This is a genomic window from Burkholderia sp. lig30 (genome assembly GCF_000687455.2).
Lineage (GTDB): Bacteria > Pseudomonadota > Gammaproteobacteria > Burkholderiales > Burkholderiaceae > Burkholderia.
Genome location: NZ_JGVW01000078.1, coordinates 1 through 14,683, shown reverse-complemented (window position 1 = coordinate 14,683; position 14,683 = coordinate 1). Strand labels below are relative to the sequence as shown.

Below are 14,683 nucleotides of genomic sequence, written 5' to 3'. Positions count from 1 at the left end.
GCGGGGCCGATCGGCCCCGCCGGTTCGATCGGTCATTCGACAGCGGCGGCTTGAATCAGATCAATCGTTTGCGCATAAGGAAGAAACCGGGCATGTGGAACAAGGTAGCCCCTACCCTCGTCGTGGCGGCGTTTGCCGCGCTGACGTCTTTGCCGGCATCGGCTGGCGATATGAATAATGCGCTCGGCGGCGCGCTCGGCGGTGTCGCCGGCGCGGCGGTCGGCGGCGCGCTCGGCGGGCAGACCGGCTCGGTGATCGGCGGTGCGGTCGGCGGCGGCGCCGGCGGCGCGCTGACGGCCAATCGTCACGAGCGCACCGGCGCGATCGTCGGCGGCGCGGTGGGCGGCGGCGTCGGTACCGCGGCGGGCAACGCGATGGGCGGCCGCACCGGCGGCCTCGTCGGCGCGGCGGTCGGCGGCGGCGCAGGGGCCGCGCTGGGCGGCAACATCCAGCGCAATTCCTATTCGCGCGACGAAGGCTACGACCGCGGCTACTATCGCCACGGCAAGCACCATCACCGGCATTGATGCGCCGGATCTGGCGCTGAATCGCCCGGCATGCGATCGCGCGTGCCGGCCTTGCCGATTCATGCGTCGCGGCGAAGCCTCTCGTTTCGCCGGCTCATGCGGCGCTGCCCGCGCCCGATACCGGGCAAGCGGGCGTGACGCGCGCACCGCATCGGCCGCCGAGGCCGGTGCGCGTCGCGTTCAGCCGCCAGCGCGCAACGGCGCGTCGAACACCCGAACGATCTGATCGACCACGGCGCTGATCCGTGCCGTATGCCGCAGATCCTGATGGGTGACCATCCATACCTCGTAAAGCCTCGCATTGGCGCGGTCCGGCCAGACGCGCACCAATCCGTCGCGCTCGGCCAGCGGCACGGCGATTTCGCCGAGGCCGAGGCCGGCCTTGATCGCCGCGCGCACCATCAGGCTGGAGTCCAGACCCGACACGATACGCCCCGCGTGGACCGGCTCGCCTGCCAGCGTCAGCGGGCGCCGCGCGTGCATATGCGGCTGGTAGACGACCAGATCGTGGCCCGCGAAGGCGGTGCCGACAGCCGGCTCGCCGTGCCGCTCCAGATAGGCCGCCGACGCGTAAAGGCCGACCGGCCATGCGGCGAGCCGGCGCGTCAGCAAGTCGGGATTGTCGGGTTTCATCGTACGGATCGCGATATCCGCTTCGCGCTTCGCGAGATTGAGCACCTGCGTCGACGTGTTCAGCAGCACGCGGATGTCGGGGTGCGCGTCGTGCAGCGCGCCGATCGCCGGCAGCAGGAAGGCGAGGCCGAGCGAATCGGTCGTCGTCACGCGCACTTCGCCGGCCAGCCGCTGGTCGACGCCCTGCGCCTGCCTCACGAGGTCGATCGCCGACTGCTCCATCTTTTCCGCCGCGCGCACCGCCACCTCGCCGACCGCCGTCGGCGCATAGCCGTTCGACGTGCGCAGGAACAGCGTCGCGCCGAGCGCGTGCTCGAGCGCCGCAAGCCGCCTGCCGACCGTCGCCTGATCGACCCCCACGATGCGCGCCGCGCCGCGCAGGCTGCGCTCCCGGTAGATGGCAAGAAAGATCCGGGTGTCGTCCCAGTTCATGCGCGTGCTCCCGATGCGATGCAAATTTGCATCACTGGTGTTGGAAATTGCTGCGTGGATTCATCAGCGAACAAGCATATGCTCTTTTTCGACGCGCGTTTGCGCTCGTGCGGTCTCGATACGCGAGAACCCGCCGAACACCCGAAAAGGATGCTGCCATGCACGATGCCCAATTCCCCCTGCCGTCGACGATGACGGCGATCGAAATCGCCCGGCCGGGCGGCCCCGAGGTGCTTGTCCCGACGACGCGCCCGGTGCCCCGCCCGAAGCCTGAGGAAGTGCTGATCCGCGTCCATGCGGCCGGCGTGAACGGGCCCGACGTGTACCAGCGGAAGGGCCAGTACAGTCCGCCGCCCGGCGCGTCCGACATTCCGGGCCTGGAGATCGCGGGCGAGGTGGTCGACACGGGCTCCGCCGTGACCCGCTTCAGGCGCGGCGATCTCGTCTGCGCGCTGGTGACGGGCGGCGGCTACGCCGAATACGCGGTCGCCGATCATCGCGTCACGCTGGCGATCCCGGCCGGCCTCGACGTCGCGCAGGCGGCGGCGATGCCGGAGACGTTCATGACCGTCTGGCTCAATCTGTTCCAGCGCGGCAAGTTTCAGGCCGGCGAATCCGTCCTCATTCACGGCGGCGCGTCCGGCATCGGTACGACGGCGACGATGCTCGCCAAGGCATTCGGTGCGTCGAAGATCATGACCACCGTCGGCTCGCGCGCGCATCGCGACGCCAGCCTGCGCCTCGGCGCCGATCACGCGATCGAGTATCTGGAGGAGGACTTCGTCGAGCGGGTCGACGCGTTCACCGGCGGAAAGGGCGTCGACGTGATTCTCGACATCGTCGCGGGCGACTATGTCGCGCGCAATTACACGGCGGCGGCGATGAACGGCCGCATCCTGCAGGTCAGCGTGCTGAAGGGGCCGGCCCGGGAGCTGGACCTGTGGCCGATGATGACGAAGCGGCTCACGCATGTCGGCTCGACGCTGCGCTCGCGCAGCTACGAAGAGAAAGCCGACATCATCCGGGAGCTCGAGCAGCGCGTCTGGCCGTTGATCGAGGCGGGGCAGGTCCGGCCCCAGGTGTTCGAGACCTTTCCGCTCGAGGACGCGCGCGGCGCGCACGCGCTGATCGACTCGGCGGTGCACGTCGGCAAGATCGTGCTCGTCACGCGCGCGCATCGCGGGGCGTGAGCCGCGCACGAGCGCCGTCCGCGCCGTGCCCGTTGCCATGTTCGCGCGGGCGGCGGGCGCGCGGGGACGGATGGAGCGGCGGCGGCGGATTCGCGCGGGTCGCCGCCGCCGTTTCCGCGCTGAGTGAACAAACCTTGCGCCAACGCAGAGGTGCGCACCAGGCCGGCCCGATAAGATAACGTCGACGATTATTCGCTTGCGCGCCGGCTGATGAGCAGGAACGGCGCGATGCGGCTCAATGGAGAACCGGGATGACGCAATTTTCGCAGGAGGCGGGGCTTTCGGCCGATGCGCCGTACGAGCTGGTGTGGAGCGACGCGATGGTGCTCGGACATGCGCCGATCGACGCGGCGCACGAAGAATTCGTCGAGGTCGTGACGGCGCTCGGGCGGTGTACGGAGGAGTCGATGCTCGCTTGCCTGGAGGCGCTCGACACGCATCTGGTGTCGCACTTCGAGACCGAACGCGAATGGATGGAGCGCACCGGGTTTCCGCCGGCCGACTGCCATCTGGACGAGCATCAGCGCGTGCTCGATACGGTGCAGCAGGTCTATTCGCGCGCGCTGGCCGGCACGATCACGTTGCTGGCCGTGAAGCGGCTCGCGGAGGCGCTGGTGGACTGGTTTCCCGGTCATGCCACTTACATGGATTCGGCGCTTTCCACGTGGATCAACAAGAAGGTGTATGGCGGCGCGCCGGTGGTCCTGCGCCGTCATGCCGTGCCGAGCGACTGGCGCGCCGACGCCACGGCCTGAACGATCCGGTTGCGGTTGCCGCCCGCATGCCGGGCGGCAAGCGATTCGTTGCGGCGAGCCGCGCTCGCCCGTCCGCGCGCGCGGCGCGGACGTCGAGCATGATCGACACATATCGACCGCAGCGGGTCAGCTGCTTATTCACCGAATCGCCTTCAACGCTGTGCCTGTCATGGAACCCGACGCATAGACGCCCACCGTCTGCAGGGTCCAGTCTTCATCACGTTCCCGATTGATCACATCGCGATCGCACGGTAGCCAACCGAATGCGGCGTGTATCGCTCGATCCCGCCGGCAATTCGACGTGGCGTTCCGCGCGTGTGGTCTGGACTGCTGCCGGATGCAAAGCAGCCATGCAAATTGCTCGATTTTCACCCTTCCCTGATTCAGTCGCCTGCTTCCGGGCGGAGGCGCATGCTCGCCATTTTCCCCGCTCGATCCAAATTTCACATTTCAAATCAATGTGCTATCCGATCAGTCCCAATTCAAATATGCATTCGAGAATTCATTTGTAGGAGCGGAGCGGCGGGTCTCGTCTAATACGCCAGATGTGCTGCGCGATCCGGCCGGCTGAAAAATGCGGGAACCAGGCGATTGCCCTGGGACCTCGGGACGGAATCGCGACTGTCTGGATTTCAGGAAGGGGCTTTCATGAGCAAGACATATCAGGTGGTCGCGATATCCGGCGGCCTGCAGCGACCGTCCCGCACGCTGGAGCTGGTCCGGGCATTGGCGGCGGCGCTCGGCGATGCGGTGCGGGTGAACGTGCGGATCATCGAGCTCGGCGAAATCGCCGCTCGCCTGGCCGGCGCGCTGACGCGCGCACAGGTGCCGGCCGACATCGAGGAGAAGATCCGCGCAATCGAGACGGCCGATCTGCTGATTGCGGCCAGCCCGGTCTATCGCGCGTCGTACTCCGGCTTGTTCAAGCACTTGTTCGATCTCGTGCATCACGAAGCGCTGCTCGACGTGCCGGTGCTGCTGGCCGCGACAGGCGGCAGCGAGCGGCACGCGCTCGTGATCGATCATCAGTTGCGTCCGCTGTTCAGCTTCTTTCAGGCGCGCACGCTGCCGATCGGCGTCTACGCCTCCGAAAGCGATTTCGATCGTTACGAAATCGACAGTCCCGCGTTGCAGGCCCGGATCGCACTCGCCATCGAGCGCGCCGTGCCGCAGATCCATGCGGGAGACACCCACGCTGCGGCTGTATCGGTCGCTTGAGTTCAACGTCATCCGAGGAATCAACCATGAGCCAGACTTCCCATTCCGACGACGCAGTCAAGTTCGCCTACTGGGTACCGAACGTGAGCGGCGGCCTCGTCGTCAGCAAGATCGCGCAACGCACCGACTGGAGCCTGGAGTACAACCAGCGCCTCGCCCAGACCGCGGAGCGCGCGGGTTTCGAGTATGCGCTGAGCCAGATCCGCTTCACGGCCGGCTATGGCGCGGAGTACCAGCACGAATCGGTATCGTTCAGCCAGGCGCTGCTGCACGCGACGACGAAGCTCAAGGTGCTCGCGGCGATCCTGCCCGGGCCGTGGCATCCGGCCGTGGTCGCCAAGCAGATCTCCACCATCGACCATATCTCGAACGGCCGTATCGCGATCAACGTGGTGAGCGGCTGGTTCAAGGGGGAGTTCACCGCGATCGGCGAGCCGTGGCTCGAGCATGACGAACGCTATCGGCGCTCGAAGGAATTCATCCAGGCGCTCAAGGGGATCTGGACTCAGGACAACTTCACCTACAAGGGCGATTTCTACCGCTTCAACAATTTCACGTTGAGCCCGAAGCCGGTTCAGAAGCCGCATCCGGAAATCTTCCAGGGCGGCAGCTCGCGCGCGGCCCGCGACAACGCGGCGACCGTGTCGGACTGGTATTTCACGAACGGCAACACGCCGGAGAACCTGAAGGCGCAGATCGACGACATTCGCGCCAAGGCGGCGGCGAACAATCATCGCGTGCGGATCGGCGTCAATGCGTTCGTGATCGCGCGGGATACGGAAGAAGAGGCGAAGGCCGTGCTCGACGACATCATCCGGCATGCGGACACCGAGGCGGTGAATGCGTTCGGCGACGCGGTCAAGCAGGCCGGCAACGCATCGCCCGAGCGCGAGGGCAATTGGGCCAGGTCGACCTTCGAGGACCTCGTGCAATACAACGACGGCTTCCGCACCAACCTGATCGGCACGCCGCAGCAGATCGCCGAGCGCATCGTCGAACTCAAGTCGATCGGCGTCGACCTGGTGCTGGCCGGCTTCCTGCACTTCATCGAGGAAGTCGAGTATTTCGGCCAGAAGGTGCTGCCGCTGGTCCGCGAACTCGAGGCGAAGCGACAGAAGCAGGCGGCCTGATACGGCCGGCGCGTGGCGTTCGGCTGGCGATCGGGTGCCTGCCGATTCCGCGTGAAACAAGGTGGCGTGCCATTCGTGAAGTGGCGCGCATTGCGGAATTCGTCCGGAACGAGGTGCTTGAGCAATATTTCGTTATACGAAATTAAATGCCAGGTCGGGATGATCGTTCATCCGGACGCGAATGGATTTGGCTGTCTGATTTGAATACGGAAACTCGTCTTTTTTTGAAAAGGAAATGTCATGTCGTCAGATGATCTGCGCAACGCGCCTCGCGTCAATACGCCGAACGTGCCGTTCGCGCCGCGCCCACGGCCGGAACAGGCTGCTCATGTGATCCGCAGCGACGAGGAGGCCATCGAGGTCGCGCGCGGGCTGTCCCGGAAATTCGCCGCCGAGGCGGCCTTGCGCGACAAGGCGGGCATCCTGCCGCTCGCGGAGCTGGACGAATACTCGCAGAGCGGCCTGTGGGGCATTACCGTGCCGAAGGCGTACGGCGGCGCGGGCGTCTCCTATGCGACGCTGGCCGAAGTGATCCGCCTCGTCGCCGAGGGCGACTCCAGCATCGCGCAGATCACGCAGAACCATCTGGCGATCGTCGTGCACATCGACCTCGACGCGACCGACGCGCAGAAGAAGGCGTTGTTCGCGCTGGTCCTGAAGGGCTACCGCTTCGGCAACGCGTTTTCGGAAAAGGGCAGCAAGAACGTCGCCGCGTTCGAAACCCGCCTGCGCGTGGACGGCGACCATGCGGTCGTCAACGGCCAGAAGTTCTACACGACCGGCGCGCTGCTCGCGCATATCGTGCCGATCGTCGCGGTCGACGACGAAGGCCGCGGCTGGCTCGCATTCGCCGACCGCGATGCGCCCGGCCTGACGGTGATCAACGACTGGTCGAGCTTCGGCCAGCGCACCACCGCGTCAGGCTCGATCCGCATCGAGAACGTGCGCGTCCCGGTGTCGCGCCTGGTGCCGGTGGCGGCGTTCGACCGCCCGACCGCGGCGGGAGCGATCTCGCAGATCATCCAGTCCGCGATCGACGCGGGCATCGCGGCGGCGGCGATCGCCGAGACCATCGATTTCGTGCGCACCAAGAGCCGCCCGTGGATCGACAGCGGCAAGGAAACCGCTGCCGAAGACCCGTTCACCGTCACGGCGATCGGCGACCTGGTGCTGCGCCTGCACGCCGCCGAGGCGCTGCTCGACCGGGCCGGCCGCTCGATCGACCGCGCGTTGCGCGACCCGAGCGAGCACAACGTGAACGACGCGACGCTCGGGACCGCCGAGTCGAAGGTGCTGACGACCGAAGTGGCGATCGACGCGACCAACAGGCTGTTCGAACTGGCCGGCACGCGCTCGACGCTGCAGGAGCATCAGCTGGACCGCTACTGGCGCAACGCGCGCACGCATACGTTGCACGACCCGGTGCGCTGGAAGCGCTTCCACATCGGCAACTACCACCTGAACGGCATCGCCGCGCCGCGTCATCCGTGGAACTGAGCGCGATTCGGCTTACCGGCCTCGATCGGACGTCGGCCTGCACCTGACGCGTTCCGGAATCGATGTTTCAGGTAAGCCGGGTAATCGATTTACCGGGATTGGAAAACGAGAACAAGAAAAGGAATCGAACATGAAATTGACGAAAACGCTCGTCTTCGCTGCCGTGACCGCGGTTTTCAGTGCAGGCGCTCACGCCCAGAGCAGCGTGACCCTGTACGGGTCTCTGGATGCAGGTTTCGCGTACATCAACAAGGTCGGCGGCGGTGCGCTGCTGGCGCAGACCAGCGGCGTCCTGTCGAACAACTACTGGGGCCTGCGCGGCGTCGAGGATCTGGGCGGCGGCAACCGTGCGATCTTCAAGGTGGAATCCGGCTTCAACGTCGGCAACGGCCGGCTCGGCGAATGGCTGAGCGCGGGGGCCGGCCAGGGCCTGTTCAATCGCCAGAGCTACGTGGGCCTGTCGAACAACACGTACGGCACGCTGACCCTCGGCCGCCAGTACGACTCGGTCGTCGATTATCTGGCGCCGCTGTCGCTGGCCGGCAAGGGCGTGAACCTCGCGGCTCACCCGTTCAACAACGACAACATCGGCGCGCAGTACGCGATCTCGAACGCGATCAAGTATGAAAGCGCGAACTACGCCGGCTTCCACTTCGGCGGCATGTACAGCTTCAGCAATTCGACGGATTTCACCGCCGGCCGTCAATGGAGCGTCGGCGCCGCGTATGACAGCGGTCCGCTGAAAGTCGCCGCGGTGTACGACCAGCTCACCAACAGCAACACGGGCGCACTGTCCGGCGCCGCGGCGTCCGATGGCGAGTGGATTCCGGCGAAGACCCAGCGCACGTTCGGCGTCGGCGCCAACTACTCGTACGGTCCGGCCACGGCCGGCCTGCTGTGGACGCGCACGAAGTACCAGGGCGCGACGACGGCGGACGGCGCGCTCGCGGGCGGCGACCTGCGTCTCGACAACATCGAGGTCAATGGCGTGTATGGGCTGACCCCGGCACTGCTGCTGGTCGGCAACTACACGTTCACGTACGGCAAGGCATCGCAGAAAGGCGCGTCGGACTCGCTGCGCTGGCACTCGGTTGCGCTGGGCGCGGATTATTCGTTCAGCAGGCGCACGGACGTCTACGTGGCGGCCGTGTACCAGCACGCAACGGGTGGCGATCGTCTGGGCTCGACCACGGAACTCGGCGGCACCAACTTCGCCGGCATGCTGCCGGCGTCGGGTACCCAGAACCAGGCGGGCGTCGCGACGGGTATTCGTCACCGCTTCTGACGCACGCGCTTCGCCGTGCCTCTTTTATGCCCCGCGTCGATCCGCGGCGCTGTCCCGATACGCCGGCTGGAAGCCGGCGGTCGAGCACGATCGCCGATATTCGGTCGGCGTCCGGTTGAAGTGCTGGCGAAACAGGTGCGCGAGGTGATCGCCGCTCCCGAGCCCGCAGCGTCGGGCGATGGAATCGGCCGGAAGGGTGGTGCGCTCAAGCATCGAACACGCGTGGGCGAGCCTGACATGAAGCAGATACGCGCTGGGCGTCATGCCGATTTCGCGCGTGAAATTGCGCAGCAGCGTACGCTCGCTCATCGCGACGACGTCGGCGGCTTGTTGCACCTTGAGCGGATGGGCGAAGTTGTTCGCGATCCATTCGGCGACGTGACGCATTTTTTCGGACATCGGCCACTCGTTCAGCGGAATCCGGATCGCCGGGGACTCGACCGGGACGCTCTCGCAAGCGTTGCGGTCATTCGACGGACGCGTTGGCATCGTGTCGTTCGGTCGAACCGGTTCGCTCTCGAGCTCATGCGTTTGTCGGCAGTTGCAGACCACGCACGTCGAGAGTCGAATGTCCTGGATGAATGGCTTCAAGAATGGTGTCCTGTTGTTGTCGAGTCGGTATTGTCGACGTCGGTCAGGACATACCGTGTCCTGATGACGAACAAGATCGCCAGCGCCGTCGGAACTGCGTGATGGATCCGTTTCGGTGTCGCTCGCGGCACGACGGCGTTGTGCGCCGGCCGGCGGGCGGATCGCATCGAGCCGCGTCGCGATCAGCGCGAGCAGGTCTCGCCGCACCGCGATCCGAGCGGGGCGCGCGCGTTCGATGCAAGGTCGAGGTTCGGGGTATCGATGGGGGGGGCATGGCGCGTCGACGCAAGTGAAGGAACGCCGATGTTGCGCTTCGAACGGGTCAAAAAGTGTCCCGTCAAGTCTCGCAGCGTTTGCCATCGCGTTGGCCGCCGGCATGTTGCCGACGGCCGCCCTCGTCAAATACGTCGACCAGGCGAGTGCCGACGCGCATGCGGACTAGGTCGGCACGCGGAAGCTGTATTCGCGCATGCAGGAAATCGTGACCGACCTTCCGTCGATCAAGAATGCAGATGTCGCTGCCGCGGCCCCGGTCAGAAAATCGACCGCCCCGAATAGGTCGTGAGCCACTCGAGCGCGAGCGCACCCGCGAGCGAATTGCCGTTCGCGTCGAGCCCGGGCGACCACACGCACACCGCCATTTCGCCGGGCAGCACCGCGACGATGCCGCCGCCGACGCCGCTCTTCGCCGGCAGGCCGACCCGATACACGAAGTCGCCCGCCGCGTCGTAGGTGCCGCAGGTCAGCATCAGCGCGGACAGGCGCTTCGCGGAGCTCGAATCGACGATGCGCTCGCCCGTCACCGGCGCGACGCCGCCGTTGGCGAGGAACAGTGCGGCGCGCGCCAGCTCCACGCAGTTCATCGTGATCGCGCACTGGCGGCAATACGCTTCGACGACCGCGTCCGGCGGCATCCGCATGTTGCCGAAGCTCGCCATGAAATGCGCCATCGCGCGGTTGCGTTCCGCGTGCTGCCATTCGGACAGCGCGACGCGCGAATCGTAGTCGACGTCGGCCGCCCCGGTCAGCCGCCGCACGAATTCGACGAGCGCGGTCTCGGCCTTCACGAAGCGGCGGCACAGCACGTCCGTGACGACGAGCGCGCCGGCGTTGATGAACGGATTGCGCGGCTTGCCGCGCTCGCTTTCCAGTTGCACGAGCGAGTTGAACGCGGTGCCGGACGGCTCGCGCCCGACCCGCTCCCACAGCGCGTCGCCGAGCAGCTGGAACGCGAGCGTGCACGCGAACAGCTTCGAGATGCTCTGAATCGAGAAGCGCTCGTACGCGTCGCCGACCGTGTGCACGGCGCCGTCGAGCGTCACCACGGCCATGCCGAATTTGTCGGCGGGCACCTTCGCCAGCTCGGGGATGTAGTTGGCGACGCGGCCCTGGCCGATCCAGGGGGCGAGTTCGGCGTGGATGCGTTCGAGGATCGGTTGATAGCTCATGACGTGAGGCGGCGGTGCGCCGCCCGGATGCGGGCGAGCCCGTATGGAACCGCCTTCGCGGCGATTCGTCAAGCGCCGGCACGGCGGCGTGCGCGGCCAGCGAGCCGTTTGCGGGATCGGTGCGCGGGCGCGGCGTCGCGCGGCACGTTCTGGCTGACCGATTCTCTCGCGCGCGCCGGCCTCCCCTGGCTCGCGCAACCGCTCAGTACGTCCGGCCGAGCTGGAAGTAGACATTGCGCCGCCCGCCGGGCGCGAGCGCGACGCCGACATAGAGCGGCCCGAACGACGTCGTCATGCTGGTGAAGAACGAATAGCTCCGCTTGAGCGGCCCGGCGCTGAGCGGGTTGTCGAGCGACCAGACGTTGCCGAACTCCGCGCTCGTCCCGACGAACAACGCCTTGACCGGCGACGCGTTGAACGTCATCAGCTGGTTCATGTACGTCACCTGTCCGTAGGCGAGCGCGTTGCCGTTCAGCTGATCGGCCGCATACGCGGCCAGGTGCTGGAAGCCGCCGAGCGTGAAATCCAGCAGGTTGACCGGGCTCACGCCGCCGAAGCTCTTGCCCGCTTCGACGCTCGCGCTGACGCTGTGGCGGCCGAACTGCTGCGCGATCATGCCCTTGCCGAAAACTTCGGTGTACTGGCGGCGGACGCTCGACATGAACGACCGCTCTGCGCGCAGCTCGCCGAAGTATCCCTTGCGCGGAAACTGCGGATCGTCGAGCTGGTCGATCACGAGCCTTGCGCGTGCGCTGAGCTGCTGGCCGTTCGATCCGGCGAACATGAATGCGGTCGGCACGCCGTTGGCGTCGAACGCGGTCGGCACGTTGTAGTTCGGCGCCGCGGTGCCGTGCGCGTAGGCCAGGCCGATGCGGAAATCGCCGAGCCGCCGGATCGGCACGCCGAAATCGAAGCCGATGCGCTCGGTTTTCAGCCGGAACTGGGTCAGCTTGACGTCGTCCAGATAGAGGTTCGCGAAGCGGCGTTCGTACTCGGCGTAGGGCGCGACATAGAGGCCGGTTGCGGTCGACAGCGGCTGCCGCAGCTCGGTGCGGATCGATTGCAGGTCGCTGCCGAGCGTCGTGTCCGCACGGAACTCGAGGCCCGAATCCGTCAGCCACGGCCGCCGGTAGCCCACGTGCAGCCGGAATCCGCCTTCGTCGGTCGAGCTGCTCGACATGCCGAGGCCGAACAGCAGGAAATTCGGTCCCCAGTGTTTCTCGCGGGCGTCGATCACGAGCCGGTGCGTGTCGCCGTCGCTGACGACCTGCTGCGTGACGCTGTCGAAATTGCCGCTCGTCGTCAGCTTCAGCAGGTCCTCGCTGACCGCTTTCGGGTCGTACGTGTCGCCCGGCTTGACGTGCAGCGCATCGCTGACGATCCGCGTCGGCACCGCGCCGTTCGTCCGGATGTCGATGCCGGCCAGGCGGATCGGCTGCGGCTGCGGCCGCGCGTGCGCGGCGCGATAGGCCGCGTACTGCTCCGGCGTGAGCGCATAGCGCTTCAGGCGCGGCAGCGCCGCGTGCGCGGCGGCGGCGCCTGCGGCGATCGCGGCGCGCGCGTTCTGGAAGTCGGTGAAGCCGAGCGAGCCCAGCTCGGGCGTGAGCAGCACGTCGTCGGGCGCGAGCTGCTTGCGCTGGGTCGCGACGTTCTGGCGGATCAGGATGCCGACCATCTGCTGCATCACGTCGGCGGGCGTCGCGAGCGCGTCGAGCGGACGCAGCGGCGAGCCGATGTCGACGGCGATCACGACGTCCGCGCCCATCTGCCGCGCGGTGTCGACGGGCAGGTTGCTGACGAGCCCGCCGTCCACGAGCGCGCGGCCGTTGATCTCGGCGGGCGCGAACAGCCCCGGCATCGCCATGCTCGCGCGAATCGCGAGCGGCAGCGAGCCGTGGTCGAGCACGACCATTTGCCCCGTCTGCAGATCGGTCGCGATCGCGCGATAGGGGAGCGGCAGTTGATCGAACGGCTGATTGGCGGGCACGGTCGACGTCCAGTCGGCCAGCAGCGCCTGCAGCCGGTTGCCCTGCACGAGGCCGGCCGGCGTCTTCACGCCGTTCGCACCGAAGCCGAGCGTCAGGCCGTTGACGTAAAGCCGCTCGTCCTCGCGGCGGCTCTGCGGCAGGTCCGCCCGCTCGGTCGCGTCGAACGCGATGTCGGCGAGATTGACCTGCGACAGGCGACGTTCCATGTCGCCGGCAGCCATGCCGCTCGCGTACAGCCCCCCGACCACGGCGCCCATGCTGGTGCCGGCGATGCAATCCACCGGAATGCGGTTTTCCTCGAGCACTTTCAGCACGCCAAAATGCGCATAGCCGCGCGCGCCGCCGCCGGACAGCACGAGCCCGATCGCCGGGCGGCCCGCATTGCCGCCAGCGGGCGCGCACGCGTGCGCGGGCGGCAGGGTGGTGCGATCCGTGGCATCGGTCGCGGCGGAGGAGGGCGTGGACTGCGCCAGCGCGGCGCAGCACCACCAGAGGGCAGCGAGCATCGGGAAGACGCGGCGCCACCCCTGAACGCGGGAACGAACGGGCGCTGTCATCGTAGTTTCTTGGTGTAATCGGACAATCGTGGTCCTGCGGGGAGCAGGAAAAAAGGGAAAGAGTAACGTGTTTTGACTGGTCGGGAGAACGATCGAGCGGCGCCCGCCGCCCGGATCGCCCGGCCGCGGGCCGTGCCGACCGAAAAAAACGCTCGGATTGCCTAAAGAATCCGGGTGCCTTGCCGCTAAGTCCTGAATAGCCCGGCGCAACGGCGCCGCTCCGTCTTCCGGGGCGGGCCTGCGCCGCGAGCCCTTCCTCCGGACCGCACGTTCGTAAAGGCTCCAATATGTCGACACCGCTTTTTGGCAGGCTGTTCGCGCAATCCGTCGCGATCGATCCGGGCACGGCCAGCACGCTGATTTACACGCAGGATCGCGGCGTCGTGCTGAACCAGCCGTCGGTCGTGTGCTTTCGCAAGGCCGGCGCGGCCGCCGCGCGCCCGACGCTCGAGGCGGTCGGCGAACAGGCGAAGGCGCTGCTCGGCCGCGCGCCCATGCATATCGAGGCGGTGCGGCCGTTGCGTCACGGCGTGATCGCGAACTATCACGCGGCCGAGCAGATGATCCGGCAGTTCATCGAAATGTCGGCGACGCGCTCGCTGTTCGGGCGGCGCGTCGAGCTGACGCTGTGCGTGCCGTCCGGCGCGACGCCGGTCGAGCGCCGCGCGATTCGCGACGCCGCGTTCGCGGCGGGCGCGTCGAAGGTCGAGCTGATCGAGGAGTCGCTGGCCGCCGCGCTGGGCGCGGGCCTGCCGGTGACCGAGCCGGTCGGCTCGATGATCGTCGACATCGGCGGCGGCACCACGGAAGTCGCGGTGATCGCGCTGGGCGGGATCGTCTACAAGGAGGCGGTGCGGGTCGGCGGCGACCAGTTCGACGCGGCAATCGTCAATTACGTGCGGAATCTTTACGGGGTGCTGCTCGGCGAGCAGACCGCCGAGCACGTGAAAAAGACGATCGGCACGGCCAGCCGCGCGGTGCCGCGCGAAGTGATGCGCGTGGTCGGCCGCGGCGCCGGCGACGGCCTGCCGAGGACGATCGAGCTGTCCAGCCACGACATCGCCGACGCGCTTGCGGCACCGCTCAACCAGGTGGTCGACGCGGTCAAGTCGGTGCTGGAGAACGCGCCGGCCGAGCTCGTGACCGACATCGCGGACAGCGGCGTGGTGCTGACGGGCGGCGGCGCGCTGCTCGCGAACCTCGTGCGCCGGCTGGTCGACGAGACAGGGCTGGCGATCCGGATCGCCGACGAGCCGGTGACGTGCGCGGTGCGCGGCGCGGGCGAGGCACGACGCCGGCTCGCGACGAGCGCGGCGAACTGACGCGCCGCCCGACGGCGGCATAGCCGACGGGGCGGCGTGTCCCGGCCGTTCGCGGGCCGGTGCGCGGCGCCGGGCCGTTGCTCATCGCCGTTTCCCGCTCCCGCTCCCGC

General features: G+C 67.4%; 12 protein-coding genes. 8 read left to right on the top strand and 4 right to left on the bottom strand.

The features are described 5' to 3' along the window. Window positions 1–92 precede the first annotated feature (92 nt). Complete coding sequence (locus LIG30_RS13205) at window positions 93–527, top strand: hypothetical protein (protein ID WP_038712862.1); 435 nt, start codon at window positions 93–95, stop codon at window positions 525–527. 180 nt (window positions 528–707) lie between these two features. On the opposite strand, the gene LIG30_RS13200 is transcribed toward LIG30_RS13205, so the two are convergent. Further along, window positions 708–1,592 carry a LysR family transcriptional regulator gene (locus tag LIG30_RS13200; protein WP_038712860.1) on the bottom strand — a complete coding sequence of 295 codons (885 nt, stop codon included), beginning with the start codon at window positions 1,590–1,592 and terminating at the stop codon, window positions 708–710. Between the two features lie 158 nt (window positions 1,593–1,750). Between LIG30_RS13200 and LIG30_RS13195 the strand changes: the two genes are divergently transcribed. The 6 genes from LIG30_RS13195 (at window position 1,751) to LIG30_RS13170 (ending at window position 8,667) form a co-directional block, all read left to right on the top strand. Then, a complete protein-coding gene (locus LIG30_RS13195) occupies window positions 1,751–2,782 on the top strand; it encodes an NAD(P)H-quinone oxidoreductase (protein ID WP_326973038.1) in 1,032 nt (343 codons plus the stop codon). A gap of 251 nt (window positions 2,783–3,033) precedes the next feature. Beyond that, window positions 3,034–3,537: a bacteriohemerythrin gene (locus tag LIG30_RS13190; RefSeq protein WP_051995016.1), complete on the top strand. Its 504-nt coding sequence runs from the start codon at window positions 3,034–3,036 to the stop codon at window positions 3,535–3,537. A gap of 648 nt (window positions 3,538–4,185) precedes the next feature. After that, window positions 4,186–4,755 carry an FMN reductase gene (gene msuE, locus LIG30_RS13185; protein ID WP_038712855.1) on the top strand — a complete coding sequence of 190 codons (570 nt, stop codon included), beginning with the start codon at window positions 4,186–4,188 and terminating at the stop codon, window positions 4,753–4,755. A 26-nt stretch (window positions 4,756–4,781) separates the two neighbouring features. After that, complete coding sequence (sfnG, locus tag LIG30_RS13180; RefSeq protein WP_038712854.1) at window positions 4,782–5,885, top strand: dimethylsulfone monooxygenase SfnG; 1,104 nt, start codon at window positions 4,782–4,784, stop codon at window positions 5,883–5,885. A 240-nt stretch (window positions 5,886–6,125) separates the two neighbouring features. Beyond that, the gene (locus tag LIG30_RS13175; protein WP_038712852.1) at window positions 6,126–7,382 is read left to right on the top strand and encodes an SfnB family sulfur acquisition oxidoreductase; all 1,257 of its coding nucleotides are present in this window, start codon (window positions 6,126–6,128) and stop codon (window positions 7,380–7,382) included. Between the two features lie 136 nt (window positions 7,383–7,518). Beyond that, the gene (locus tag LIG30_RS13170) at window positions 7,519–8,667 is read left to right on the top strand and encodes a porin (RefSeq protein WP_038712864.1); all 1,149 of its coding nucleotides are present in this window, start codon (window positions 7,519–7,521) and stop codon (window positions 8,665–8,667) included. A 24-nt stretch (window positions 8,668–8,691) separates the two neighbouring features. Here LIG30_RS13170 and LIG30_RS13165 read toward each other — a convergent pair whose 3' ends face one another. From LIG30_RS13165 to LIG30_RS13155, 3 genes are all read right to left on the bottom strand, one after another. Further along, window positions 8,692–9,465: a helix-turn-helix domain-containing protein gene (locus LIG30_RS13165; RefSeq protein ID WP_235510305.1), complete on the bottom strand. Its 774-nt coding sequence runs from the start codon at window positions 9,463–9,465 to the stop codon at window positions 8,692–8,694. Between the two features lie 326 nt (window positions 9,466–9,791). Further along, complete coding sequence (locus tag LIG30_RS13160; RefSeq protein ID WP_038712850.1) at window positions 9,792–10,706, bottom strand: glutaminase; 915 nt, start codon at window positions 10,704–10,706, stop codon at window positions 9,792–9,794. A 202-nt stretch (window positions 10,707–10,908) separates the two neighbouring features. After that, window positions 10,909–13,251, bottom strand: a complete 2,343-nt coding sequence (locus LIG30_RS13155; protein ID WP_442856854.1) for a patatin-like phospholipase family protein — start codon at window positions 13,249–13,251, stop codon at window positions 10,909–10,911. A gap of 287 nt (window positions 13,252–13,538) precedes the next feature. On the opposite strand from LIG30_RS13155, the gene LIG30_RS13150 reads away from it, so the two are divergent. Next, window positions 13,539–14,573, top strand: coding sequence for a rod shape-determining protein (locus tag LIG30_RS13150; protein ID WP_038712846.1), 1,035 nt, complete (start codon window positions 13,539–13,541; stop codon window positions 14,571–14,573). The last annotated feature ends 110 nt before the right edge of the window (window positions 14,574–14,683 follow it).

Excerpts from the sequence above, each read along its gene's own strand:
- LIG30_RS13155 (WP_442856854.1), bottom strand. The coding sequence starts at position 13,251 with ATGACAGCGCCCGTTCGTTCCCGCGTTCAGGGGTGGCGCCGCGTCTTC.
- LIG30_RS13190 (WP_051995016.1), top strand. The coding sequence starts at position 3,034 with ATGACGCAATTTTCGCAGGAGGCGGGGCTTTCGGCCGATGCGCCGTAC.
- LIG30_RS13175 (WP_038712852.1), top strand. The coding sequence starts at position 6,126 with ATGTCGTCAGATGATCTGCGCAACGCGCCTCGCGTCAATACGCCGAAC.
- sfnG (WP_038712854.1), top strand. The coding sequence starts at position 4,782 with ATGAGCCAGACTTCCCATTCCGACGACGCAGTCAAGTTCGCCTACTGG.
- LIG30_RS13150 (WP_038712846.1), top strand. The coding sequence starts at position 13,539 with ATGTCGACACCGCTTTTTGGCAGGCTGTTCGCGCAATCCGTCGCGATC.
- LIG30_RS13160 (WP_038712850.1), bottom strand. The coding sequence starts at position 10,706 with ATGAGCTATCAACCGATCCTCGAACGCATCCACGCCGAACTCGCCCCC.
- LIG30_RS13205 (WP_038712862.1), top strand. The coding sequence starts at position 93 with ATGTGGAACAAGGTAGCCCCTACCCTCGTCGTGGCGGCGTTTGCCGCG.
- LIG30_RS13195 (WP_326973038.1), top strand. The coding sequence starts at position 1,751 with ATGCACGATGCCCAATTCCCCCTGCCGTCGACGATGACGGCGATCGAA.
- msuE (WP_038712855.1), top strand. The coding sequence starts at position 4,186 with ATGAGCAAGACATATCAGGTGGTCGCGATATCCGGCGGCCTGCAGCGA.
- LIG30_RS13200 (WP_038712860.1), bottom strand. The coding sequence starts at position 1,592 with ATGAACTGGGACGACACCCGGATCTTTCTTGCCATCTACCGGGAGCGC.